This is a genomic window from Ruegeria sp. E1, assembly GCF_056534225.1.
On the sequence record NZ_JBQFPE010000010.1, the window covers coordinates 62951 to 85608 of the forward strand.

The 22658-nt window shown below is 60.3% G+C and carries 21 protein-coding genes; 11 read left to right on the forward strand and 10 right to left on the reverse strand.

Annotation, left to right across the window (positions count from 1 at the left end; all coding sequences use genetic code 11):
- Nucleotides 1-17: 17 nt before the first annotated feature.
- The 3 genes from ACR0FG_RS13790 to ACR0FG_RS13800 all read right to left on the reverse strand — a co-directional run bounded on the left by ACR0FG_RS13790 (nt 18) and on the right by ACR0FG_RS13800 (nt 2610).
- Entirely contained in the window at nt 18-488 is a 471-nt protein-coding gene (locus tag ACR0FG_RS13790) for a MarR family transcriptional regulator (RefSeq protein WP_480893566.1), read from the reverse strand.
- A gap of 140 nt (nt 489-628) precedes the next feature.
- Nucleotides 629-1078 carry a cupin domain-containing protein gene (locus ACR0FG_RS13795; protein WP_480893567.1) on the reverse strand — a complete coding sequence of 150 codons (450 nt, stop codon included), beginning with the start codon at nt 1076-1078 and terminating at the stop codon, nt 629-631.
- Nucleotides 1079-1110: 32 nt separating this feature from the next.
- On the reverse strand, nt 1111-2610 hold the full coding sequence (locus ACR0FG_RS13800; protein WP_480893568.1) for a flavin-containing monooxygenase: 1500 nt from the start codon (nt 2608-2610) through the stop codon (nt 1111-1113).
- A gap of 149 nt (nt 2611-2759) precedes the next feature.
- On the opposite strand from ACR0FG_RS13800, the gene ACR0FG_RS13805 reads away from it, so the two are divergent.
- The gene (locus ACR0FG_RS13805; RefSeq protein WP_480893569.1) at nt 2760-3758 is read left to right on the forward strand and encodes an AraC family transcriptional regulator; all 999 of its coding nucleotides are present in this window, start codon (nt 2760-2762) and stop codon (nt 3756-3758) included.
- Between the two features lie 20 nt (nt 3759-3778).
- Here the strand turns inward: ACR0FG_RS13805 and ACR0FG_RS13810 are convergent, their stop codons facing one another.
- The 4 genes from ACR0FG_RS13810 to ACR0FG_RS13825 form a co-directional block, all read right to left on the reverse strand.
- Complete coding sequence (locus tag ACR0FG_RS13810) at nt 3779-4564, reverse strand: inositol monophosphatase family protein (RefSeq protein ID WP_480893570.1); 786 nt, start codon at nt 4562-4564, stop codon at nt 3779-3781.
- A 10-nt stretch (nt 4565-4574) separates the two neighbouring features.
- Nucleotides 4575-7019: a GcvT family protein gene (locus tag ACR0FG_RS13815; protein ID WP_480893571.1), complete on the reverse strand. Its 2445-nt coding sequence runs from the start codon at nt 7017-7019 to the stop codon at nt 4575-4577.
- 8 nt (nt 7020-7027) lie between these two features.
- Nucleotides 7028-7909, reverse strand: coding sequence for a phosphotransferase (locus ACR0FG_RS13820; RefSeq protein WP_480893572.1), 882 nt, complete (start codon nt 7907-7909; stop codon nt 7028-7030).
- A 272-nt stretch (nt 7910-8181) separates the two neighbouring features.
- Nucleotides 8182-9816: a BCCT family transporter gene (locus tag ACR0FG_RS13825; RefSeq protein ID WP_170715169.1), complete on the reverse strand. Its 1635-nt coding sequence runs from the start codon at nt 9814-9816 to the stop codon at nt 8182-8184.
- 333 nt (nt 9817-10149) lie between these two features.
- On the opposite strand from ACR0FG_RS13825, the gene ACR0FG_RS13830 reads away from it, so the two are divergent.
- Entirely contained in the window at nt 10150-11883 is a 1734-nt protein-coding gene (locus tag ACR0FG_RS13830; RefSeq protein ID WP_480893573.1) for a chloride channel protein, read from the forward strand.
- Nucleotides 11870-12928, forward strand: a complete 1059-nt coding sequence (locus ACR0FG_RS13835) for an extracellular solute-binding protein (protein ID WP_480893574.1) — start codon at nt 11870-11872, stop codon at nt 12926-12928. Before ACR0FG_RS13830 ends, ACR0FG_RS13835 begins: the two co-directional genes overlap by 14 nt.
- 83 nt (nt 12929-13011) lie before the next feature.
- On the opposite strand, the gene ACR0FG_RS13840 is transcribed toward ACR0FG_RS13835, so the two are convergent.
- Complete coding sequence (locus tag ACR0FG_RS13840) at nt 13012-13767, reverse strand: helix-turn-helix transcriptional regulator (RefSeq protein WP_480893575.1); 756 nt, start codon at nt 13765-13767, stop codon at nt 13012-13014.
- Between the two features lie 107 nt (nt 13768-13874).
- On the opposite strand from ACR0FG_RS13840, the gene ACR0FG_RS13845 reads away from it, so the two are divergent.
- Entirely contained in the window at nt 13875-14303 is a 429-nt protein-coding gene (locus ACR0FG_RS13845; RefSeq protein WP_170715161.1) for a hypothetical protein, read from the forward strand.
- Nucleotides 14304-14322: 19 nt separating this feature from the next.
- On the opposite strand, the gene ACR0FG_RS13850 is transcribed toward ACR0FG_RS13845, so the two are convergent.
- Nucleotides 14323-15786: an aldo/keto reductase gene (locus tag ACR0FG_RS13850; RefSeq protein ID WP_480893576.1), complete on the reverse strand. Its 1464-nt coding sequence runs from the start codon at nt 15784-15786 to the stop codon at nt 14323-14325.
- A complete protein-coding gene (locus tag ACR0FG_RS13855) occupies nt 15787-16470 on the reverse strand; it encodes a GntR family transcriptional regulator (RefSeq protein ID WP_480893577.1) in 684 nt (227 codons plus the stop codon).
- A 102-nt stretch (nt 16471-16572) separates the two neighbouring features.
- Here ACR0FG_RS13855 and ACR0FG_RS13860 point away from each other — a divergent pair, with 102 nt between their 5' ends.
- Genes ACR0FG_RS13860 through ACR0FG_RS13890 form a run of 7 tightly spaced genes read left to right on the forward strand, consistent with a single transcriptional unit; the run spans nt 16573 to nt 22657 of the window.
- Complete coding sequence (locus ACR0FG_RS13860) at nt 16573-16944, forward strand: TIGR04076 family protein (RefSeq protein WP_480893578.1); 372 nt, start codon at nt 16573-16575, stop codon at nt 16942-16944.
- Complete coding sequence (locus ACR0FG_RS13865; RefSeq protein ID WP_480893579.1) at nt 16941-18026, forward strand: aldo/keto reductase; 1086 nt, start codon at nt 16941-16943, stop codon at nt 18024-18026. The genes ACR0FG_RS13860 and ACR0FG_RS13865 overlap by 4 nt, the downstream gene beginning before the upstream one ends.
- Nucleotides 18019-18792, forward strand: a complete 774-nt coding sequence (locus ACR0FG_RS13870) for an ABC transporter ATP-binding protein (RefSeq protein WP_480893580.1) — start codon at nt 18019-18021, stop codon at nt 18790-18792. The genes ACR0FG_RS13865 and ACR0FG_RS13870 overlap by 8 nt, the downstream gene beginning before the upstream one ends.
- The gene (locus ACR0FG_RS13875) at nt 18785-19510 is read left to right on the forward strand and encodes an ABC transporter ATP-binding protein (protein ID WP_480893582.1); all 726 of its coding nucleotides are present in this window, start codon (nt 18785-18787) and stop codon (nt 19508-19510) included. The genes ACR0FG_RS13870 and ACR0FG_RS13875 overlap by 8 nt, the downstream gene beginning before the upstream one ends.
- Complete coding sequence (locus ACR0FG_RS13880; protein WP_170715147.1) at nt 19507-20421, forward strand: branched-chain amino acid ABC transporter permease; 915 nt, start codon at nt 19507-19509, stop codon at nt 20419-20421. The genes ACR0FG_RS13875 and ACR0FG_RS13880 overlap by 4 nt, the downstream gene beginning before the upstream one ends.
- The gene (locus ACR0FG_RS13885; protein WP_480893583.1) at nt 20418-21398 is read left to right on the forward strand and encodes a branched-chain amino acid ABC transporter permease; all 981 of its coding nucleotides are present in this window, start codon (nt 20418-20420) and stop codon (nt 21396-21398) included. The genes ACR0FG_RS13880 and ACR0FG_RS13885 overlap by 4 nt, the downstream gene beginning before the upstream one ends.
- On the forward strand, nt 21395-22657 hold the full coding sequence (locus ACR0FG_RS13890; RefSeq protein ID WP_480893584.1) for an ABC transporter substrate-binding protein: 1263 nt from the start codon (nt 21395-21397) through the stop codon (nt 22655-22657). Before ACR0FG_RS13885 ends, ACR0FG_RS13890 begins: the two co-directional genes overlap by 4 nt.
- Nucleotide 22658: the final 1 nt, after the last annotated feature.

The following is a 22658-nucleotide window of genomic DNA, read 5'->3' on the forward strand; positions in this document are numbered from 1 at the left end:
GGCCTGCCCTGCTCTGCTCAGGCCTTGCGCGCCGTATCGGACTGGTGGTTGCTTTCGAACTTCCGCAGCAGGTCGCGCACCAGATCAAGGTCATCTCCGTCGAGATTTGCAAACAGGGCGTCAACCTCGGCCTCATGGGCGCGGGCCATCTCTTCGAATGTCTCTCGCCCCAGATCGGTAAGCGAGACCAGAACGCTGCGGCGATCCTCAGGGCTTTGGGATCGCACCGTCAGCCCATCTTTCTCCATTCGTTCGACAACCGCCGTCACATTACCGTTCGACACCAGCAACAGTTTGCCAAGCTCGCTCATTTTCATTGGCTTCTTGTGACGATGAAGGGCAGCCGCAACGTCGAAGCGGGGCAGCGTTGTGCTATATTGCGTTCTCAGAAATTCCCGCAGGTGGTTTTCGGTTCCGCGCGTCACGCGAAGAAGCCTGATCCACGCCCTGAGGCGCCTGCGTTTCAAGACATCTTCGCTATCGCTCATTCAAACCTTCTCACCCATTGGCGCGTCACCCGCACCTGTGTCAGCCTTCCAGGTCCATCCTACGGGAAACTATTTCAACCTTAAAGCTTTTTCCGGAGATTGGGTGTGGCTCCGCCGGTTTCACCCGCCGGAGTCTGGAATTATTCGTTCGCTTCGGGTGGCAGAAAGTCGACATCATGCTCAGCTGAGATTTTCACCACCTGCTCAACGTCGGTCAGTTCGTGCAATTCCTCGAACAAGTCTTTCAGCTTACCCATAGGCGAGACCCAGAACAGCGCGCGCGCCGGTTTGTCGGATTTGTTGAAATAGCCGTGCGGGATACCGCGCGGCATCCGCACCAGATCGCCAGCATAGGCCTTGGTCCAAACGCCATCCAGCTTCAGATCCAGCTCGCCTTCCTGTACAAGGATGAACTCGTCCTGCGTGGGGTGGATGTGGACGGGCACAAAATCGCCGGGGTTCGAGTTGGTCTCAAAGGCAAATGTTGTCCCGCAGACCGCCTTGGGGTAATAGACCTGCCCCAGAATGTTCCACGTCGTCTCTTTATAGCCGACACCGTTCTTGGTGATACCTTTTTCCAGATCTTTCATCATGTCCTCCTCGGTTTATGTCCATCTGCATTTCAGGTTGCCTTGTATTGCGGGGCCGAGCCTAGAAATTCACCATAGGCCGCCGCATCCGGATACCGAAACTGTTCGGCCAGCGGATTGCTGCGCTTGGTCCTCGCAGCCCCCATATCGGCCAGCAATTCGTCAAAATGCTTGAAATGAAACGGCGCCGAGCACAGCCCGCCATACACCTGCGCCGCAGGACGTTCATTGCGCCGCCAGTTCAGCATCATCTCGATATTTTCATTCATCGCGGCCTCCGAGGGCTGGTTGGCCAACTGTCCATCCGCATAGCGCACCAGCCAATTGGCGATCATTTCAGCCGACAGGATGGTGCAGAAGCTGGAGTTGAAGCCGACAAAGCCCATATCCGGCAGATCCGGATTTACCGACAGACGATAGACCCGGTATTGACCATCCGCCTCGATCAGCTTGTCCTGGTACTCCTGCGGCAGGTAGGGCACGCCCAGTTTCCAGCCCACGGCCAGAACGGCCACGTCGCAGGGCACGACCTCGCCCGTGGTCAGCTTCAGTCCGTCCTCGGTATAGCTGTCGAACGATCCGATGGTTGTCTGCAACTGGCCCGCATTCAGCGCCTCGAAAAAGCCGGGCGTAACGATGGGAACGGAACACGAGACATCCTTTTCGATCGGAATGTCCGGAACCATATTGTGCTTTTTCAGACCCAGCTGAAGTTTCAGCATGGTTTCAAGTCCGCGGAAATTTGCCCAGACCAGCGGTTTGAACAGCGCCGCGACCAAGCGCTGCGCGGGGGACTTACCCCATTGGTTGAACTGCTGCTCCTGTGCGCGCATGTAAAGCAAGTGTTTGAAGTTGATCCCGCCAACGAAATACGGGATGCGCCAGACATTCTCGCGATAGACCAGCCGCACGGATTTCGCACCGTTCATGGTGGCGTTCACCGCAATATCGGTCGCCGATTTGGATCCCCCCAGAACGACAACATCCTTGCCCTGCACAATGCTGGGATCGGTATATTCCGACGAATGCATCACCTGCCCGCCGCGCCCTTGAAACGCCTCCTGACCCGGATGAGAGATGATGTTCTTTTCCGAGAACTGACCGGTGCAGACCGCGACAAAGTCGAAATCCTCGCTCTGTTCCGCGCCGTCTGCCTCAACCGTCAGCGTCCAGCCGGGTTGCCCGTCGCTGCGCCGCTCCATCGCTTTGATATTGGTGTTCAGCCGGAACAGCTGCGCCAAATCGTGCTTTTGCACGTAAGACAGCAGGTACTTATGTACCTGCGGGCCCTTGGGCCATTCGGGATAGTCCTGCGGCATCGGGTGGTCGGTATAGCAATACAGATCCTTGGGCGATTGCGTCTGCACATCCGGGTAAGAGCGCGACAATTCCCATACGCCGCCAAAGTCATGGCTGCGTTCAAACCCGGTGACGTCATGCCCCCGCTCGGCAAAGGCCTTGGCCGCGGCCAGCCCGCTGACCCCGCCCCCAATCACCGCAACCGATTTGCGTTTTGCTGTGCCCGCCGACATTCATACCCTCCCTGCATGTGCTGCGATTGGCCAAGTGTGCACGAGGTTTGCATATCCGTTTATCCAGAAAACGAACCATTCTGCGCCCAAAAGCTTTAGGCTTGAAATAAATCGTTCGCCTGCTAGCGTGACAGCAGGAGATCTGACCCGTGCAGCACATATCTCAATCGCAGACCCCGGTATTCCTGAACCGATTCCCGCTGCTTCAAACCGGCGATCTGGATGAGGCGCGCAGTTGCGTGGCGCAGAAATTCTGCGATCACCGGCTGGAACAGATGGGCCGACGCCGGGGGCTGGCGGTGACCCATAATCATGTGGCGGGGCGGAATGTGTCGCTGAACTATCTGCATTATGGCGCAGATGTCAGCATTGATCCCGGCCAGCTGCGGTCTTTCTACCTGTTGCAGATCCCGCTATCAGGCCAGTCCAGCGTGACCCATCGCGGCGAAGAGGTTCTGGCCGACGCTGCGACTGCCACCCTGCTGAACCCCGACCGCGACACGCGGATGATCTGGCAGGGCGAGTGCCGGAAACTGATCCTGCAAATCAGTAAATCCCACCTGCACGCGGTCGCCGAAAGTCTCAGCGGTGCGCCCTTGCCGGGCCCTGTGCGCTTTGATGCGCGGGTCGATTTGCGCTCACCGGATGGCGCGCGCTTGAAGCGGATGGTACTGGCCTGTGCGACGGCCACGGATCGGGGCGATCTGTGTCTTGGTACGGGGCATGGCCACGATCTGAAGGCTGAGATGGACCTGGCCCACGCCCTGTTGACCCTTCACAGCAGCAACATCTCGCATATTCTGGATCAGGCCGACACCGGACCAACGCCCCGCGCATTGCGCCGCGCCGTCGACTTTATTCACGCCAAGCTGGCCGAGCCGATCACATTAGGCAATATCGCGGCTGAGGCTGGGGTGAATGTTCGCACCCTGCAAAACGGGTTTCGTCAACGCTATGACCTGACGCCGATGCAGTATCTGAAAAACGCCCGTCTGGATGCGGCGCACTATCGGCTGAATACCCGGCAAGATAGGCCCAGTGTCACGCAGGTTGCATTCGACTGCGGGTTCTCGCATTTGGGCCGCTTTTCGCGCGACTATCAAAACCGTTTTGGCGCATTACCCAGTCAGCGAGCGCCGCTCAACTGAGCAGCAGACGACCCGAGCGGTTAGTCGTCCGATCCGGCCTGTAGCACATCCAGCAACTCAGCATGAAGCGCGGGCGTCGCGGCAGAAACCACCGCCCCGTTCGAGTCAAGCGTCAAGGGTTGGCCATCCCAACCGGTCATCACCCCTCCGGCGGCTTCGATCAGCGGTGACAGCGCGAGGTAGTCGTAAGGTTGCAGATCATAGTCCACCACCGCGTCCACATGACCGGCGGCCAGCAGGGCGTGGGGGTAGCAGTCATAGGCAAAACGCCGTGTCTGCCCTGCCTGCATCAGGCGGTCGAACACTTCGGGGTGGTCGCGATAGATTTTGTCGCCTTCATTCACGAACAGGATCGCCTGATCCAGCCGCGTCTGATCCGAGACATGGATCGGCTGATCGTTCAGTGTCGCCCCTCGACCCACGACACCCACAAAGGTTTCATCCAGCGCAGGCATCCCGACAACGCCCAGCTCGGCCCGGCCCTCGCTCAGATGCGCCAGCAGGAACCCGAACAGAGGGTGCCCGGACAGAAACGACCGGGTGCCGTCAATGGGATCAATGACCCACATATGACGACCATCGCCCAAATCCTTGCCTTCTTCCTCGCCAAACACACCATGATCCGGGAAGTGCTGTTTCAGATAGGCGCGCACCTCGGCCTCGACCTGTTTATCGGCCTGTGTGACCGGGCTTTCGTCCGCCTTGAACTCGATACCCAGTCGCCCGCGGAAATACCGCATCGCCGCGTCCGAGGCGACCTTTGCCACCGCCTTTGCGTGGCCTTCCAAATTGTTGGTATCCAACATCCTTTGATCCTTACGCCTTGATGCGTTCCATCCTGAGGTCGTAAAGCGGCTGCAAAGTCACCTCGCAGGGCACCCGCCGCGTCGCGACCTCAAGCTCGTAGTGGCCTGAGGTGACGTATTCGGCATTGACCCCGTCGGTGTTGCGGACATATCCGTACCCGATGGATTTGTTAATGGTATATCCATAACCGCCCGAGGATAGCCAGCCCACGCGCTTGCCGTTGCGATAAATGGTCTCGCGCCCCAGCAGCACGATATCGGGGTCGACGGTAAAGCAGACCAGCATCTTGGCGACGCCTTCAGCTTTTTGCTTTTCAGCAGCGGCGCGTCCCTTGAAGTCGATGTTCTTGTGCAGCTTCACGGCCCAGCCCAACCCGCTTTCGAACGGAGTGTGGTCGGGCCCGATATCGGACCCCCAGGCGCGATAGCCTTTTTCCAGCCGCAGCGATTCAATCGCGCGATAGCCCGCATTGACCAGACCATGCGGCTGGCCTGCTGCCATCAGCGCATCATAGACGGTTTGGGCATATTCCACCGGCAGGTGTAGCTCCCACCCCAACTCGCCCACATAGGTCACGCGCAGCGCTCTGACCGGATACCCGGCGATGCCGATGGTGCGAATGGTGCCGAATTTGAACCCCTCATTCGACACTTCATCGCGCGTTACAGCGGCCAGAATATCCCGTGCCTTCGGCCCCATCAGCGACAGAACCGCGTTGGACGAGGTGATGTCGAACAGCTGACAGTTCATACCTTCCGGAATATTGCGACTGATCCAGTCGAAATCATGGGTGGCAAAACCGGTGCCGGTGACAATGTAGAACTCGTCATGCGCCACGCGGCCAACGGTCAGGTCACATTCAATGCCACCCTTGTCGTTCAGCATTTGGGTATAGGTCAGCGCGCCCACGGGTTTGTTCACATCATTCGCGCAGATCCAGTTGAGCGCGGCCAGCGCATCGGGCCCTTTCAGCGAAAATTTGGCAAAAGATGTCTGATCAAACAGCACAGCCGCCTCGCGCGCGGTCTTGTGTTCGCGGCCCACGGCGGCAAACCAGTTCTGGCGGCCAAAGCTGTATTCATCCTTGGCGGTCTCGCCCAGCGACGCATCTGCGTACCAGTTCGGACGCTCCCAGCCCAGTTTCTCGCCAAAGCACGCCCCTTGTTCCTTGAGCCTGTCATAAAGCGGCGATTTGCGGCAGGGGCGGCCGCTGTCATGTTCCTCATGCGGCCAGCCCATCGTGTAGTGCTTGCCATAGGCTTCGACCGTGCGGGTGCGCACCCAGTCAGTGTCGAAATGCGGGCGGCCAAAGCGGCGGATATCGGCAGACCACAGATCAAACGGCGGCTCGCCATTGTGGACCCATTCGGCCAGCGCCATGCCTGCTCCACCACCGGCAGCGATACCAAAGGCGTTGAAGCCAGCGCCGACGAAGAAATTTCGCAGCTCTGGCGCCTCACCGATGATGAAATTGCCGTCGGGCGTGAAACTCTCCGGCCCGTTGGTCAAGGTTTTGACGCCCGCAGTCTCCAGCGCCGGAACCCGCCCCAGCGCTTGTTCCATAACCTGTTCGAAATGGTCGAAATTGCTGTCCAGCAGGGTATAGTGAAAGCCCTGCGGGATCCCTTGCGTGGCCCAAGGGATCGGGTTGGGCTCATACCCGCCCATGACCAACCCGCCAACCTCTTCCTTGTAATAGGTCAGGCGATCAGGATCGCGCAGGGTGGGCAGGTTCGAAGGCACATCGAACGGTTCGGTCACAAGATACTGATGCTGCATCGGCACCAGCGGCACGTTCACACCGAACTTACCGGCAAAGCTGCGGGTCCACTGGCCGGCACAGCAGATCACCTTTTCGCATTCGATTCGACCCTGCTCCGTGATCACGGCGCGGATCTTGCCGTCCTCGATCTCGATATCAGTGGCTTTGGTGTTCTCAAAGATCGTCGCCCCGGCCATGCGCGCACCCTTGGCCAGTGCCTGCGTGATGTCCGACGGATTCGCTTGACCATCGGTCGGCAGATAGGCGGCCCCTACCACGTCCGAGACATCCATCAGCGGCCACAGCTCCTGCGCCTCGGACGGGGTCAGCAACTGCATGTCCAGACCAAAGGAATGGGCGGTGGTGGCCTGCCGTTTCACCTCGGTCCAGCGCTCCTCGTTACAGGCCAGGCGCAGACCGCCATTCATTTTCCAGCCCGTACCAAGTCCGGTTTCTTCTTCGATCTTGTTATACAGATCGACCGAATAGCCCAGCAACTGCGTGATATTCGCGTTCGAGCGCAGCTGACCCACCAGCCCTGCGGCATGGAATGTCGTGCCCGAGGTTAGTTTCTTGCGTTCCAGCAGCACCGTATCGGTCCACCCCAGCCGGGCCAGATGGTACGCGGTCGAACACCCGATAATGCCGCCCCCGATGATGACGGCTTTGGCTGTTTTGGGAAGGTCGGTCATGTCTGTCCTCAGGTATTTTTGAAGTCTCTCTGGGCTGCACGGAACAGCGCGAGGTTCTCGGCAGAATAGGCTGCATAATCAAAATCGATCTCCGAGGTGATCTCGGACACCATGCTCCACATCGTTTCGCGCAGCAGCGAGGCGCATTTCATCGCTGTATAGCGGTGGCGCAGGTCGTTGGTGACAGGGTTTTCGAAATAGGTTTCCAGCACCCAGTCCTCCTGTTGGGACGACAGACCATTGTTCGAGGCTAGCCCGCCCAGATCAAACAGCGGAGAGTTGAAACCGGCATAGTCGAAATCGATTAGCCATAACCGGTCGCCATCATCCAGAAAGTTACCGCAGAGCAAGTCGTTATGGCCAAAGACGATGTCATAGGGCCCGGCGGCGCTCTCCAGTTCGGTCCCTGCGGCGAGAAGGTCGGGGATCAGCGCCTCATGCGCGCTGCCACGTTCCAAAAGCGTGGCGGCATAGTCGCGAATAACATGAAACACCCAGAATACCAGCGACGGGCCGCGTAGATATTTGGGCACCTCGTGATGGCAGGCTTTTACCAGTTGTAGAACGCGCGGCAGTATTTCGGGGTTCCGCACGTCCTCTTCGCTGAGCGTTCGGCTTTCGATAAACTCAAGCACCGTCAGATCGCCTGCCGTGTAAAGCACCGCCGGGGACAGGCCAGCGGCATGTGCGGCCCTGCTGGCGGACCGCTCGTTGAACCGCATCACCTGATGTAATGGAATGTCATTGCCCACGCGCACCACGTAAGTGCCTTTGGCATCCGTTACCCTGTAATTCACATTGGTAATGCCACCGGTCAGCGGCTGCGCCTGAATTGCGCCATCCCAGATGGGCAAATCCTGAATGCGTGCCAGAAAATCGGGTTTGTTCATCAGAGCTTTCCAGTCCAAAAGCGAATACGGGCCTGACACGCCCGGCATCGATCAACCGGTCGGCGAAGATGGTCTGATGATAGCCCGCAATGCAACTGGTGCCCAGTCGCTGCGCAGCGGACCCGTGTAGGCAGGGTCAAACATGTTGAGTGAGATGGGATTGATCGGAAACGAGCCGAGCATTAGCGGCACTATCCAACCGGTCTAGCGGCACGACCCCGCCAAAGCGATGGTGCCGCGGGGATTTCCCGCGGCACAGTTGTTTTCAAGCTCTATTGCGACTTTAGATCTCTCTGAGCCCGCTTCAGCCCGATATAAAGGCTAACGCACATCGCAAGCAGAACGATGGTAAACGGGAAGCCCGTCGAAACCGCCATCGCCTGCAGCGCTGTCAGCGCCGCCGACCCACCGACCAGCAGCAGCGTCGCCGCAACCACACCCTCGAAGGTGCACCAGAAGATACGCTGTGCCACCGGCGCGTCGGTCTTGCCGCCCGACGTGATGGTGTCGATCACCAGCGAACCCGAGTCCGACGAGGTGACGAAGAACGCCAGCACCAGGATGATGCCCAGGATCGACGTGACCGTCGCCAGAGGCAGAGCCTCAAGCATCACGAACAATTTCAGCTCCAGCGCGGCTTCCTGCACCGGTGCAGCCGCATCGTTGATGACCTGCGATACCGCTGCGCCACCAAATGCACCCATCCACAGGATACCAACCAGCGTCGGGATGATGATCACGCAGAAGATGAACTCGCGCACGGTACGTCCACGGGAAACGCGGGCGATGAACATACCCACGAAGGGCGACCAGGAAATCCACCAGGCCCAGTAGAACGCGGTCCAGCCTTCCATGAAGTTGCTGTCCTCACGGCCAAACGGGTTCGACAGCGGGATCAGTTCCTTGGCATAAGCAACACCACCGGCAAAGATCGTCTCGAAGATCGTTGCAGTCGGACCCACGAAGATGACGAACAGCAGCAGCAGCGCGGCCAGACCGATATTGATCTCGGACAGCACCTTGACGCCACCATCCAGACCCCGGATTACCGAGACCAGTGCAATCGCTGTGATCACCGCGATCAGGATCACCTTGGCCACGCCGCCGGTGCCCCAGCCGAACAGGTAGTTGAACCCGGCCAGCGCCTGTTCCGTACCGAAGCCCAGCGAGGTCGCCAGACCGAACAGCGTCGCAAACACGGCGGTGATGTCGATGACATGACCCCACCAGCCCCACACGCGTTCGCCCAGCAACGGATAGAAGGCAGACCGCAAAGTCAGCGGCAAGCCGTTGTTATAGGTGAAAAACGCCAGTGACAGGGCCACCACCGCATAGATCGCCCAGGGGTGCAGGGACCAGTGGAAGATGGTCGCGGCCATACCCAGATCACGCGCGGCAATCGGGTCTCCGGCAGCGGCACCCAGCGGCGCCCAGTCGGTGCGCGCCCCGGCCTCAGAGGCGGTTCCGCCCATCGAGGAGGCGAAATGCGACATCGGCTCGGACACACCAAAGAACAGCAGGCCGATACCCATGCCGGCCGCGAACAGCATCGCAAACCAGCCGGAATAGCTGTAATCAGGTGTGGCATCCTGACCGCCCAGACGGATTTTGCCCAGCGGCGAAAGCATCAGGAAGATCGAGAAAATCAAGAAGATATTGCCCGCGCTCAGGAAGAACCACGCAAAGTTCGAGGTCAGGAACGGGCGCAGCCAGTTGAAGAATCCTCCGGCCTGTTCCTGAAAGGCCAGCGTCAACAGGACGAAGGCCAGAATCGAGATGCCTGAAATCGCGAAAACCGGATTGTGGATATCAAGCCCGAGCGGATTGACATTGTCCTGTCCGACTTCATAGTCCGTTTCTATCGGATGAGGTATGTCCTCGGTTTGGTCATCTACAATATCAGTCATCGATACTTTTCCTCCCTGTAGATTTTGTTTTGATCCGGCGTCGGTCAAGGTGGCCGGTATTCGGTCACGCTCTGCCGCGCCGCGATGCACATAGCTTGACCCATTCAAACGCCAGAGCGAGCACTCCGAACGGCCCTCGATGTTCAAAAAACGACATATTCATGTCGAGTTCAGTCACGTTTTCAGGAGCAAAGGTGTAAATCCATGCAATCGTTTATCGGATGGAGCTGCTGGCCTGAAACAGGCCGGTTCCGGCGCCCGGCTTGCGAACACAGCCCCAATTTGCATTTCCGCCGCTTGCCAATCTGGCCCAACAGCCCGATGATCGGGTGAATGAATTCAACCGGCCCGCAAACCCCCTCGGACCCCATATGGCGAATGATCGTGCTGACCTGCGTGGCGCTGGCTGTGGGCGCGCCGGTCTCGCTGGCAGCGATCGGTCTGGTCGAGCTAGTGTCGATCCTCAACGATGCCCTTCTGGTGGCCCCCAAGGCGCGGGTGCAGTGGGAAAGCTTGCCGTGGCTGGTGGCCGGTGCCACCGTGCTGGTGCCGACAATTGGCGGGCTGGTCGTGGGGCTGATGCATCGCAAACTGTCGCCCGCTGGGCGGCCTCTGGGACCGCCGGATGTGATTCAGGCGGTGCAATTCCACAAACCCCTGCCCGATTTCCGCAGCGGGTTGATCTCGACCGCGACCGCCGCGCTGTCGCTGGGGGCCGGGGCGTCGGTCGGGCAATACGGGCCGATGGTCTATCTTGGGGCCATTCTGGGCAATCTGGTGCGCCACCTGCGCCTTGGAGTGCCCAACCTTGCCGGGATCGCGATCAGCTGCGGCGTGGCCGCCGCCATCTCGACCGCGTTCAACGCGCCCATCGCAGGGGTTCTGTTCGCGCATGAGGTCGTTCTGCGCCACTACGCCACCCGCGCCTTTGCCCCGGTCACGGTCGCATCTGTAACCGGCTATGTCATCGCCAATGTGGTGTTCGAACGCCCCGCCCTTTTCCGCATCGAATTTGCAGGCGTTGCCCACGGGTATGAATTTGCGTTGGTCGCGGTCCTGGGCCTGTGCGTGGCGATCGCCGCGATTGTCTTCATGCGGCTTTTGCTGGCCGCAGGACCGGCCCTTGCCCGGACCATCCGGCAGCCGGAATACTGCACCGCTGCGGCAGGTCTGGCGGTCGGTCTGACCGCGCTTGCGCTGCCCGACGTGCTGGGCATTGGCACCTCGACCCTGCGCTTTGCGACCATCGACGGGGCGTTCGGGATGGGTGAGCTGGTGGTTCTGATCACCGCCAAGATCGTGCTGACCGCACTTTGCATCGGCGCGGGCTTTTCGGGCGGAGCTTTCAGCCCTTCGCTGCTGATCGGCAGTCTGATCGGCGTATTATTCTGGACGGCAGCCTCGGGTCTGGGGGGCATCCCAAGTTCAGGCGCGGCGATCTATGCGATCAGCGGCATGATGGCTTTTGCCAGCGCCGTGATTGGCGCACCGCTGACCTGCATTCTGATCGTTTTCGAACTGACACGGAACTATGACGTGACAGTTGCCGCTATGGTGGCGGTGGTGTTTTCCAACTTGTTCTCACATCGCGTCTTTGGGCGGTCCTTGTTCGATGTGCAGCTTGCCGCGCGGGGGTTCGATTTCTCCATCGGCCGGGATCATCCGCGCCTCAGCAATCTGAAAGTGACCGATTACAGGATGCAGGACGCCCTGCAAGTCGCTGCATCGGACAGCGTTGAACAGGTGGCGCAGAGGCTTGCCGACAAGGACTGGCGCGAGGCGTTTGTACTGGATCGCGACGCCCGGCTGCTGGGGGTCTATGCCCCCGGTCTGCACAGCCCTGCCGATCCGGTCGACCGGCACGTCACGCCCGCAATGCTGGTTTTTGATGACCAGACCAACCTGGCGCAGGCACTGGAACAACTACGAGGGTTCGTAGGTGACGCCATCCCCATCGTGTCACGCGCGGACGGGCGGTATCTGGGTGCTGTGACCGAAGCGGATATTGTATCCGCCTGGCTGGACGAATCCGCGCGCCTGCGAGAGGAAGAAAATGCGTCTGTGTAAGATCTTTCTGCTCTGCTCCTTCTGCGCCACCCCGCTGGAAGCCGATGAGCTTTCGGTCGTTTCCTGGGGCGGAGCCTATGAGGCTGCCCAGAGGCAGGCCGTCATCGACCCGTTTGCCGATCAAACCGGCACCACGATGAGCTTGACCCAGTATGACGGAACCTGGCAGGCACTGGCCGAACGCGGCGCGACCGAGGGTTGGGATGTCGTCGACATGCTGGCTGATCAGGCCCGCATCGCCTGCAACCGCGGCTTGCTGCTGGAGACTCGCCCTCAAACGCTGTTTTCTGCCGGTCAGCTTACTGACTTTTCTCCGTTCGAACCCGACAACTGCGCGGTGCCGCAAAACACATATGCCCGTGTCATGGCCTATGATGACCGCGCCTTTCCCGGCGTCAAACCCGCCCGGATCGAAGATTTCTTTGACATAATCCGGTTTCCCGGCAAGCGCGCTGTACAGCGTAGCCCGGATGGCATTCTGGAATGGGCCCTGCTGGCCGAAGGCGTGCCGCCGGAACAGGTCTACGGGCTGCTCAGCACCGATCGCGGCCTGCGGCAGGCCTTTCGGCGGTTGGATACGATTCGGGATCACATCCTGTGGTGGGAAGCGGCGCCGGAACCTGCGGATATGCTGGCCGACCGCCGCGCTGTTATGGCCGCGGGTTATAACGGCCGGTTTTTTGATGCTGTACAGCGCGGCCACGCGCCGATTGTCACTGTCTGGGATGGCCGCATCATCGGGCTTGAGGTCTGGGCCATCACCGCCACCTCAGCCCACACCGACGCGGCCCGCGCGTTTCTGCAATACGCCGCCAAACCGTCCAGCATGGCGCGTCTGGCCGAGCGTATCCCTTATGGTCCCGCCCGCGCCTCGGCCTTTGACCGGATCGGGCTGAACCCAGAAACGGGCATCCCGATGCGTCCCTATCTGCCAAATGCGCCGCAGCACGGGGGCCGGTCGCTGCTACTGGACAGCACCTGGTACGCAAACACCGAAGCCCTGCGCACACGCCGGTTCGAGGCCTGGATTGAGGGTGCCGAGTGAAGGGGGCATCGCCCGCGCGATAATGTGTGGCCACATCGAGGGCAAACCCAAGTCGAAACGCCATCGCGCCAGTAAGCATCACACTAACCCACCGAAATCGACCTCAGGAATTCAGCGCTTGTTTCGTCGGAAGGGAAGAAAAGTTCGATCTTGAGATCATCAAGCGTCACGTCCGTGACCGTGCTGAACTGCGCTATGGTGCCGAACATCGAAACCCGTTGATCTCCAAAGCGATAAATCGCTGGAACCGTTGGTGCCAGGGCCCTGTCCCAGCGTGCTTTTGCGAAAGGTTCAAGCGCCTGCGCCGCTGCATCTAGTTGGGGCAGCCCACCGGCATTGGCGCTTTCCGAGCGCAGCCGCAACATCGTGTGATGCGCAACCTCGGGCCAGTTTTCGACAAGCTCAGCCATGACCGGCGCAGTCAACAGCGTCAGCAGGCTTTGCCCGGCCTCGATCCCCAGCGGTGCAAAAAGCATCTGGGCCGGCCGGTTGAGCCTGACGATCCGCCAGACCTGGTCCAGGACCATCCCCGGATACGGCTCGTGCCGTTTCAGCGTCCATTCAACCGCATCGCGGATCGGTGCCATTACCCCATCCTCGAGCGGGGTCGCGGCAAAGCGGGCGGCAAAACCTTCGGCGCGCATCATCTGATTTCTGGCATCGACCGGAATATCCATGACCTCGGACAAATGCAGGATCATATCCTGGCTGGGCCGGGATCGGCCGGTTTCAAGAAACGAGATATGTCGCGCGCTAACATCCGCCTCGGTCGCCAGATCAAGCTGGCTCAGACGTCGGCGTTTCCGCCACTCTTTCAGCAAATCGGGGTACGGGGTCATGCAGCAAGTCTAGCAACCGAGTGAACAGAAATCACTTACCTCTGAGGTAATTGATTTCCTCCCTGCCCCGGTTGCATGAACATCAGCACAAAAGACAGGAGGACATCATGACCCCACAACAATCCGCCATGCGCCTGTCCGGCACGGTTCTTGTCGTTACCGGAGTTCTGTTTGCCCTGACTGCGCTACCTGCTTTGCACAGTCTGGCGCATATCTTTCTGACAGTTGCCTATTGGCCGATCCACACGGTTTCCCCGGACCTGTCTGTACCGTCGCCGTTGCTGCTTGCCATTGTCGGCGGCCTGACTGCCGGGTTGGGGGCGATGCAATGGGCCCTTGGCACCTATGTCGCGCCGCTGTCGCCCACTGCAGCGGCCAAAGTGGCAACGATTACCGCATGGGTCTGGTTTTGCACAGACAGTGTAGGCTCGGTTTTGGTTGGGGCGCCGGTCAACGTTGTGCTGAATCTGTCCTTCTTGCTTTTGGTGCTGCTTTCCAGCAGACCCCAGTCGGATGGCGATCCGGTAAAGGCGTGATGCGCCCGGAAGGGCCGAACTAAGTTCCGGGCATCACTGCTTCTGCCTCGATCTCGACGCGATAGTCTCCGATCAGTTTGGCAACGACGACCAGTGTATTGGCAGGCTTGATTGCACCAAACACCCGGCCATGCGCTTTTGACACGGCCATCACATCCGCTTCGTCGGTCAGATAGATGCGCGTGCGCACCACATTCTCGGCGCTGGCACCAAAGGCCGATAAGGCAGCGCAGATTTTGTCGAGGATGAAAGTGGTCTGTGCCCCTGCGTCCCCGCTTGCCACCGCACGGTCCGATCCTGCTGTGGCAGTGGTACCGGACACCAAAATGCGATCGCCCACCTGTCGGGCGCGGCAATAGCCTGCGATATCCTCCCATTCCGAACCGCTGCTGACCCGGGCCCCGCCCGGATCGCCAGCGACAGGTTCCGCCGCAAATAGCTTTGGCACCTGCTCAAGATGATGGCTCAGATCGCCGGATGCGGTCAGGAAAGGCGGTTTGCGATATTCGTCACCGCAATCGCCCGGAATTGGAGACGAGGCCGAGACCGCATCGGACAGATGCGCGTGATCCTCTGCGTCCAGCGCAAAAGAGAACAGGCGCTGATTGTCCGCCGTATGCATATTTTCACCCAGGCGCGCCCCGATGATAACACCTGCGACATGGGGCTGTTCCAGCACCCAGCGGGTCGCCACATTCGGGATCGAGACGCCGTGTTTTCGGGCAATATCCTGCGCCGCCCGCAAGATGGCTTGCAGTGCCGTCCAGCCCCCTGCGGCGTCGATGAAACGTTTGTATTTCATCTTGGACCAGTCGGGAATGTCGTGCGGCTCGTCCTTGCCCAGCCACCGTTCCGACAGGAACCCACCGGCAAGCGTGCCATAGGCGAGCAATTTGACAGGATGCTCGGCGCACAGCGTGGCCAGTGGCCCACAAGCGCGGCGGTCGAGCAGCGAAAAGCTGACCTGGTTTGAGCACAGCGGCACGCCATCGGCCAGCGCCAGATGCAGATGCGCCGCGTCAAAATTGGTGACGCCGATTTCGCCGATCAGCCCCTGCTGGCGCAGCGCGGCCAGTTCGTGCAAGGCGTCCAGCCAAGCGGGATGTTCGAAATGCCACCAATGGAACTGCAACAGATCAATGCGGTCCGTACCCAGCCGGTGCAGGCGGTCCTTGACACCGGCGCGCACGATATCTGCGCTCATCGGGCCGGGTGCGGGGCACCATTTGGTGAAGGCAATGGGCCGGTGATCCGGGCTGGCTTGCGCCAGCAAACGGCCCGCGATGATCTCAGAACTGCCATAGTGATCAGCCATGTCAAAGGTATCAAAGCCCGCATCCACATAGGCGCGCAGATAGGTGGCCCCGGTATCTGGGTCTATCGGGCCAGATTTACGCTCGATATCCGCGACCTGCCACAGGCCGACCAGCGCGCGGCTGATGGACAGATCGGGGGTAAGTTGAATCCGATCGGGAACGGGCATTCAGGGGCCTTTCCTGCTGGCGTCATTTTCGGCGGCATCGATGTCCAGAACGCCGAACGACCGCTCGATATCCGCGCAAAGGGCGGCACGAGCGGCAACGCGGTCGCCTGATTCAAGCGCCGCGATAATCTCGATGTGATGGCGATCTTCTTCGATCTCACGCGCGGCCTGATGGCGGATGATCAGATTGAGATAAGATCCGTATTGCACCCAAAGCGCCTCGACGATGGGCAGCAATACCTCCGAGCCGGAATGGCGATATAGCTGGAAGTGAAAGCGATAGTTCTTGACCAGATCGGGACGGTCGCTGGTGGTGTCTTTCGGGCTGTCCAGTACGTCGCGCAGCCGGGCAACATCCGCCGGACCCAGATGATCCATTGCCTGATCCAGCACCATCGGCTCCAGCGCCAGCCGCGCCGATTTCAGATCGGACATCCGCCGCGCCGAAAAATTCGGCACCAGCAAAGTGCGGCTTTGTGTGTCGATCAGCGCCCCTTCGGCGACCAGCTTGCGCACCGCCTCGCGCACGGGGGTCATCGAGGTTCCAAGCTGATCTGCCAATGAGCGTAGCGACAGCACATCACCGGGCGCAAAAGCACCGCGTATGAATGCATCGCGCAGCGCCTTATAGGCGCTGTCACGCAGGTTGGTCTGATCCAGCGGGGTGATTTGTGCGTCTGGCATGGTCTCTTATGCGTTGGTGGCGTCGGGGTTGACTCGGAAAATATCGCATCTCTATGATCAAATATCACAGATAACATTGCAAATGACAATGTTGGGGGAACAATGGCGGATGAGGCGGGATTCTGGCTCTATGATCTGCGGGTCGAGACGGTGCTGGATGGCCGCACGCCCGTTTGCCGTCATGTGGAAGGTGAAAGCTTTCGCGTTCAGGGCGAGACGCTGATCTTTGATGCCGGGCAGCGCGTCTCGATGTATGCCCTTGCGGCCCTGCTGCCTCTGTTGCCTGCAAAACAGCGTTTGACGGACCCGGCAGACTGGATGTCAACCGACGCCGAGGTCGCCTGCCCCGACCCCCATTGCGGTGGGCGATTTCGGATCATTCGTGAAAGTAAACGCTGGTTTTCCCATGCCGAAACCACGGGCCTGCCGGATCAGCGCGGCGCGCCCTATTGGAATAAGGACGACACCGGATGAGCGGACCCGAGACAATCACCCTGCGGCCCGGACATCAGATTTCCCGGGTCATCAAGGGCGGATGGCAACTGGCGGGCGATCACGGCGCGGTGGACCGCGCTGCCGCGATTGCCGATATGGAGGCCTTTGTCGACGCGGGTATCGTCACGTTTGACTGCGCCGATATCTACACCGGCGTTGAAGAGATGATCGGTGAGTTCATCGCAGATCTACGGCGCAGGCGTGGAAACTCGGTCGCGGATCAGGTGCTGGTGCATACCAAGCTGGTGCCCGACCTATCACGCTTGTCGGACATGCACCCAGATGAGGTCGAGGCGATCATTGACCGCTCGCTAAAACGGTTGCAGATCGACCGGCTGCATCTGGTGCAATTCTACTGGTGGGATCTGACGCAGGGCAATGCGGTCGATACGCTTTCAGTGCTGAAAGACTGTCAGGCCAAGGGCAAGATTGCCAATCTTGGTGTCAACAACTGGGACGCCCCGCAAATCGGACGATTTGTCGAGGCGGGGTATGACATTGCTGCTGCGCAGGTCCAGTATTCGGTGCTGGACCGACGGCCATCGCATGGGCTGGCCGACTGGGCGGCGGCGCGGGATGTGCATCTGCTGTGCTATGGCACTCTGGCCGGTGGGTTTCTGACCGAAAGCTGGCTGGATCAACCCGATCCGGGGTTTGACTTCACCAATCGCAGCCTGGTGAAATACCGATTGATCATTGATGAATTCGGCCCCTGGACCCTGTTCCAAAGCCTTCTGGCCACGTTGAAACAGATCGGCGACAAACATGGCGTGTCGTTAAGCGCGGTCGCGACGCGCTGGGTTCTGGATCAGCCGCAGGTGGCAGCAGCCATCGTAGGTGCGCGCTATGCGCGGCATTTGCCCAAGACGTTACAGGTGTTCAGCTTTGCTCTGGACGCCGAGGACCGCGCCGCCATCGCCTCGGTCCACGCGCGGGCTGCGGGACCGAACGGGCCGGTCTACGGGCTTGAGGGCGACAGGTCATCGCGCCACGGGCAGATCATGAAATACAACCTCAACACCAAGCCAGACGATCAGGTTCTGGGGTCGTTGAATGGCTGAGGCAGTTCTGGCCACCTCGGACCTGACGGTTGATTTCGGCGCGTTTCGCGCCGTCGACGCGGTGAATATCACAATCCGGCAGGGCTCGATCACCGGGCTGATCGGGCCGAACGGGGCGGGCAAAACAACGTTTTTCAACGCGATCACCGGAGCCCTTCGGCCCAGTACGGGGCATGTCCATATGGGGGCCGAGGATGTGACGAACCTGTCCCCCGACCGCCTGTTTGCCAAGGGTCTGGGCCGCACCTTTCAGATCCCGCGCCCCTTTGCGCGGATGACGGTTCTGGAAAACGTGATGCTGGCGCCACAGGCCCAGATCGGGGAACGCCCTGCTGGGCCGATCTTTCGCCGCGCGGCCGTTCAGGCGCAGGAACGCGATGTCCGCGCCCGCGCGATGGAGATTCTGGATTTCATGACGCTGGCCCCGCTGGCCGACCAGCCAGCAGGCAAAATCTCGGGCGGTCAGATGAAGCTGCTGGAACTGGCGCGCGTGCTGATGGGCGACCCCCGGATCATCCTGTTGGACGAACCTGCCGCCGGTGTGAACCCTACCCTTGCCGGAACTCTGATCGAAAAGATCGAAGAGTTGAACAGGCAGGGAAAAACCTTTCTGATCATCGAACATGACATGGATTTCGTCATGCGCCATTGCAATCCGATCATCGCCCTTGCGCAGGGCAAGGTCGTATTCGAAGGCTCGGCTGTCGAGGCGCTGGACAACACTGTCCTGCTGGATGCCTATCTGGGCGCGCGTGAAGATGCCTGAGCTGGTGCTGGAAACGCGCGGGATCACCGCCGGCTATAGGCCCGACCTGCCAATCCTGCGGGACGTGTCGATGCGGGCTGAACGTGGCACGGTTAGCGTGATCATCGGACCAAACGGGGCGGGCAAGTCGACCCTGATCAAGGCGATTGCCGGGCTGGTGCGCGTGACCAGCGGTTCTGTCCGGCTTCGGGGGCGGGACATCACCGGTATACGCCCCGATCAGATGGCGCGGCACGGCATTGCCTATGTGCCCCAAAGCGACAATATCTTTCGCAGCCTGACCGTGCGCCAGAACCTTGATCTTGCGCTGCGGCGGCAGGCAGTTGCGTCGCTGGACCCGCTGCTGGCGCAATTCCCGGCCCTTAAAGACAAACTCGACAACAAAGCGGGGGCCTTATCAGGCGGGCAGCGTCAGTTTCTGGCGGTGGCCATGGCGCTGGCCACGGACCCGACATTGCTGTTGATGGACGAACCCTCGGCCGGGTTGGCCCCCAAGGCGGCGGAAGAAGTGCTATCCCATGCCAGAGACCTGACCCAGACCGGCGTCACGATCCTGTTGATCGAGCAAAACGTCCATCAGGCCCTGCGGCTGGCCGATTATTGCTATGTTCTGGCCGAAGGGCGCAATCAGGTCGATGGCAAGGCCGCTGACCTGCTGAATGACCCGGTGGTTGCCGATATCTATCTGGGCGGCAAACGTCTGAGGGCCGGCGCATGATCCAGCACCTTATTGATGGCGTTCTGATCGGCTCGATCCTGTCACTTGGGGCAACGGGGTTGACCATGGTGATGCATATGCTGCGCTTTGCCAATTTCAGCCACGCCGAGCTGTTGTCCATCGGGGCCTATTGCGCGCTGGTCTTCGACGGGCTGTTCAAGGGGCTCAGCCCGGTGCTGGCGGCACAGATTGGGCCGCTGTCGATGACTGTATCACTCGCCTTAGCGATGGTGCTGTCAATGGCCCTGACCGGAGCCAGCGCGGTGCTGTTTGACCGGCTGGTATTCCGCCGCGTGCGCGAAAAGGGCGAGGAACTGTCGATGGTTTTCGCCTCATTCGGGCTGGCGCTGATTATCCGCAACGGGATCGGGTTGATCTTTGGGCTGAACACTCAGCTCTATAGCCATGACATCGTCTTTGCGACGGTTCTCAGCCGTGACCCACTGATTCTGATTAAGCCCGATCAGGTGGCGACGCTGGTGATAGCGCTGATTGTCATGGCCCTGCTGCATCTGATGCTGTCGCGCACGACATTCGGCTATTCCCTGCGCGCTGTGGCCGAGAACCCGACCCTTGCGCAAGTCAACGGCATCAACCTGCAACGCATGATCATCGCCGTGTGGCTGCTGGGGGGTGGCCTCGCTGCGCTGGCCGGGGTGTTCTACGGGCTGACGAACCAGATAACACCTGTGATCGGGCGGGATCTGGTGCTGCCGGTCTTTGCGGCGACAATCGTGGGTGGGATCGGATCCATTTACGGCGCGCTTCTGGGTGGGTTCATCGTGGGGCTGGCCTCGAACCTGGCGCTGGTCATCCTGCCATCGGGCTACAGCCCCTCGGTGCCGTTCCTGATTATCCTGCTGGTGCTGCTGATCCGCCCGCACGGCCTGTTTGGCGAGGCGCGGGCATGATCGGGGTGCTGTCCTATCTGGTGTTTTTCTGCACCATCGCGTCGATCCTGGCCATTGCGGTGCTGGGGCTAAACCTGCAATGGGGCAATGCGGGGTTGTTCAATGGCGGCGTCGTCACCTTCTTTGGGGCCGGCGCCTATGGCACGCTCATGCTGGGCGGCCCGCCCGGAGATCACGTTGGCGGCTGGAACATTTTCTATCCGCTTGCCCTGTTGGGCGGCATGGTCGCCGCTGGGCTGCTGGCCTGGGTCATCGGGGTGCTGACACTGCGGATGCGGCATGACTATTTCGCGATCTCGACCTTCGGCGTGGCCATTGCTTTTGAAAATGTCATGCGCAACGCCGAGGGCGTTACCGGCGGGGCCAAGGGTATCCGCGGTTTCGAACGCCCGCTGCGCGAATTGCTGGGCGACGGATTTCTGTACAACGCGCTGTTTCTGCTTGTGGTTCTGGCGCTGCTGCTTGGAACCTACAGGTTTCTGCAAAGGCTCATCGCCTCGCCCTTTGGCCGTCTTGTCCGCGCCATACGCGAGGATGAGGTCGCCGCGCAATCGCTGGGCAAAAGCCCCAACCGCGTCCGCCTGACCATCTTCGTCATCGGCTCGGTGATCATGGGGCTTGCAGGCGGTCTGTATGGTACATTCTATGCCTTTGTCAGCCCGCAGGATGTGCTGCCGGTACTGACCTTTCAGATATGGGCTATGCTGATCGTCGGTGGCGCTGGCAACATGCGCGGTGCGGTGCTGGGGGCGTTTCTGATCTGGGGGGCATGGACCGCCAGCGGTTGGGCCCTGTCCCGCTTTGCCCCGATCGAGACCCAGCTTTACGCCGGATCGATCCAGTACATGCTGATTGGCCTTGTGATCGTCGGGATGCTGCTATGGCGTCCGCAGGGCCTGTTGCCGGAACGACTTGTCGTGTCACAATCGGGTCAGACGGGCCCGAACAGAATTAGTCCAAAGGGAGAAATGATATGAAACAGACAAAACGAGTTTTGATGCTGGGCTCTGCCCTGGGCCTATCACTGATGGCGGGCGGCGCGATGGCGCAGGATTGCACGACAAAGATCGGTGCAGTTCTGCCGACATCCGTAGACTGGGGCCGCCCCATCGCCGAGGTTGCCCAATTCGCGGTAGATCAGGTGAACGAGGCCGGCGGAGCCGCCGGGTGCCAGATCGAAATGGTTCTACGCGACACGCAGGTCGATCCAAAAATCGGTGTCGACGCCGCCAAGGCGCTGGTGGATCTGGACGGGGTTCAGGTTCTGCTGGGGGCTGTCTCATCGGGCGTGTCCATGCCAATCCTGTCATCGGTCACGGTGCCGGGCAATGTGATGCAGATGTCCTGCTGTTCGTCGTCCACCGCGTTTACCAAACTGTCGGAAGAGGGCAAAACAAACGGTCTGTTCTATCGCACCTTCGCCACTACTGGCGTTCAGGCCGCAGTCGGCGCGCAGATCGCGGGCGAGCAAGGGTACAAATCGGTGGCCATCCTCTACAAGAATGACGATTGGGGGCAGGATTTGAATGCCCTGATTTCCAAGGACTTCGCCGATCTGGGCATCGAGGTTACCTCGGCCGTGGCCATCAATGATGGCCAGCCGTCCTATCGCGCCGAAGTGACCGAGGCGCTGTCGGGCAACCCCGAGGCGCTGTATCTTGGGCTTTATCCCACCGAAGGCAGTGCAGCGGTCCGCGAATGGCTGTCACTGGGCGGCACGCCAAAGATGATCATGGCAAACTCGCTGAAATCGGACGAATTCCGCGAAAATGTCGGCCTGCAATATCTGGGTGAAGCACTTGGCACCGATACCGCCTCGCCCCGCGTGGCCAGTGCGGACGCCTTTGTCGAGGCCTACAAGGCCCGGTTCGACAGCGAGCCCAACGGCCCCGGTCTGGGCAACAGCTATGACGCAACGATGATCGCTTTGCTGGCGATGGAGGCCGCAGGCAAGGATGCAACCGGCGATCAGATCGCCGCCCAGGTGGGCCGCGTGACGGATCCGAACGGCACTCCGATCACGGCCGATAGCGCAGGCTTTGCCGCTGCGCGCGATGTGCTCGCCGGGGGTGGGACGGTGATGTATCAGGGCGCGACCGGGAATGTCCGTTTCGACGCCAATGGCGATGTCTCGGCCCCTGCCGTGGTGTGGAAGTTCAAGGAGGATGGCACCGAAGAAGTCCGCTATCTTTCGCTGGAAGAGGTCAACGCCATCACAATCGGCGATGATGGCTGAC

Bases quoted from the DNA above. Each gene is read 5' to 3' on its own strand.
- ACR0FG_RS13845 (WP_170715161.1), top strand. From the start codon at position 13,875: ATGACCCCACAACAATCCGCCATGCGCCTGTCCGGCACGGTTCTTGTC.
- ACR0FG_RS13890 (WP_480893584.1), top strand. From the start codon at position 21,395: ATGAAACAGACAAAACGAGTTTTGATGCTGGGCTCTGCCCTGGGCCTA.
- ACR0FG_RS13870 (WP_480893580.1), top strand. From the start codon at position 18,019: ATGGCTGAGGCAGTTCTGGCCACCTCGGACCTGACGGTTGATTTCGGC.
- ACR0FG_RS13865 (WP_480893579.1), top strand. From the start codon at position 16,941: ATGAGCGGACCCGAGACAATCACCCTGCGGCCCGGACATCAGATTTCC.
- ACR0FG_RS13830 (WP_480893573.1), top strand. From the start codon at position 10,150: ATGAATTCAACCGGCCCGCAAACCCCCTCGGACCCCATATGGCGAATG.
- ACR0FG_RS13880 (WP_170715147.1), top strand. From the start codon at position 19,507: ATGATCCAGCACCTTATTGATGGCGTTCTGATCGGCTCGATCCTGTCA.
- ACR0FG_RS13820 (WP_480893572.1), bottom strand. From the start codon at position 7,909: ATGAACAAACCCGATTTTCTGGCACGCATTCAGGATTTGCCCATCTGG.
- ACR0FG_RS13825 (WP_170715169.1), bottom strand. From the start codon at position 9,816: ATGACTGATATTGTAGATGACCAAACCGAGGACATACCTCATCCGATA.
- ACR0FG_RS13840 (WP_480893575.1), bottom strand. From the start codon at position 13,767: ATGACCCCGTACCCCGATTTGCTGAAAGAGTGGCGGAAACGCCGACGT.
- ACR0FG_RS13810 (WP_480893570.1), bottom strand. From the start codon at position 4,564: ATGTTGGATACCAACAATTTGGAAGGCCACGCAAAGGCGGTGGCAAAG.
- ACR0FG_RS13835 (WP_480893574.1), top strand. From the start codon at position 11,870: ATGCGTCTGTGTAAGATCTTTCTGCTCTGCTCCTTCTGCGCCACCCCG.
- ACR0FG_RS13860 (WP_480893578.1), top strand. From the start codon at position 16,573: ATGGCGGATGAGGCGGGATTCTGGCTCTATGATCTGCGGGTCGAGACG.
- ACR0FG_RS13850 (WP_480893576.1), bottom strand. From the start codon at position 15,786: ATGCCCGTTCCCGATCGGATTCAACTTACCCCCGATCTGTCCATCAGC.
- ACR0FG_RS13855 (WP_480893577.1), bottom strand. From the start codon at position 16,470: ATGCCAGACGCACAAATCACCCCGCTGGATCAGACCAACCTGCGTGAC.
- ACR0FG_RS13800 (WP_480893568.1), bottom strand. From the start codon at position 2,610: ATGTCGGCGGGCACAGCAAAACGCAAATCGGTTGCGGTGATTGGGGGC.
- ACR0FG_RS13885 (WP_480893583.1), top strand. From the start codon at position 20,418: ATGATCGGGGTGCTGTCCTATCTGGTGTTTTTCTGCACCATCGCGTCG.
- ACR0FG_RS13795 (WP_480893567.1), bottom strand. From the start codon at position 1,078: ATGAAAGATCTGGAAAAAGGTATCACCAAGAACGGTGTCGGCTATAAA.
- ACR0FG_RS13815 (WP_480893571.1), bottom strand. From the start codon at position 7,019: ATGACCGACCTTCCCAAAACAGCCAAAGCCGTCATCATCGGGGGCGGC.
- ACR0FG_RS13790 (WP_480893566.1), bottom strand. From the start codon at position 488: ATGAGCGATAGCGAAGATGTCTTGAAACGCAGGCGCCTCAGGGCGTGG.
- ACR0FG_RS13875 (WP_480893582.1), top strand. From the start codon at position 18,785: ATGCCTGAGCTGGTGCTGGAAACGCGCGGGATCACCGCCGGCTATAGG.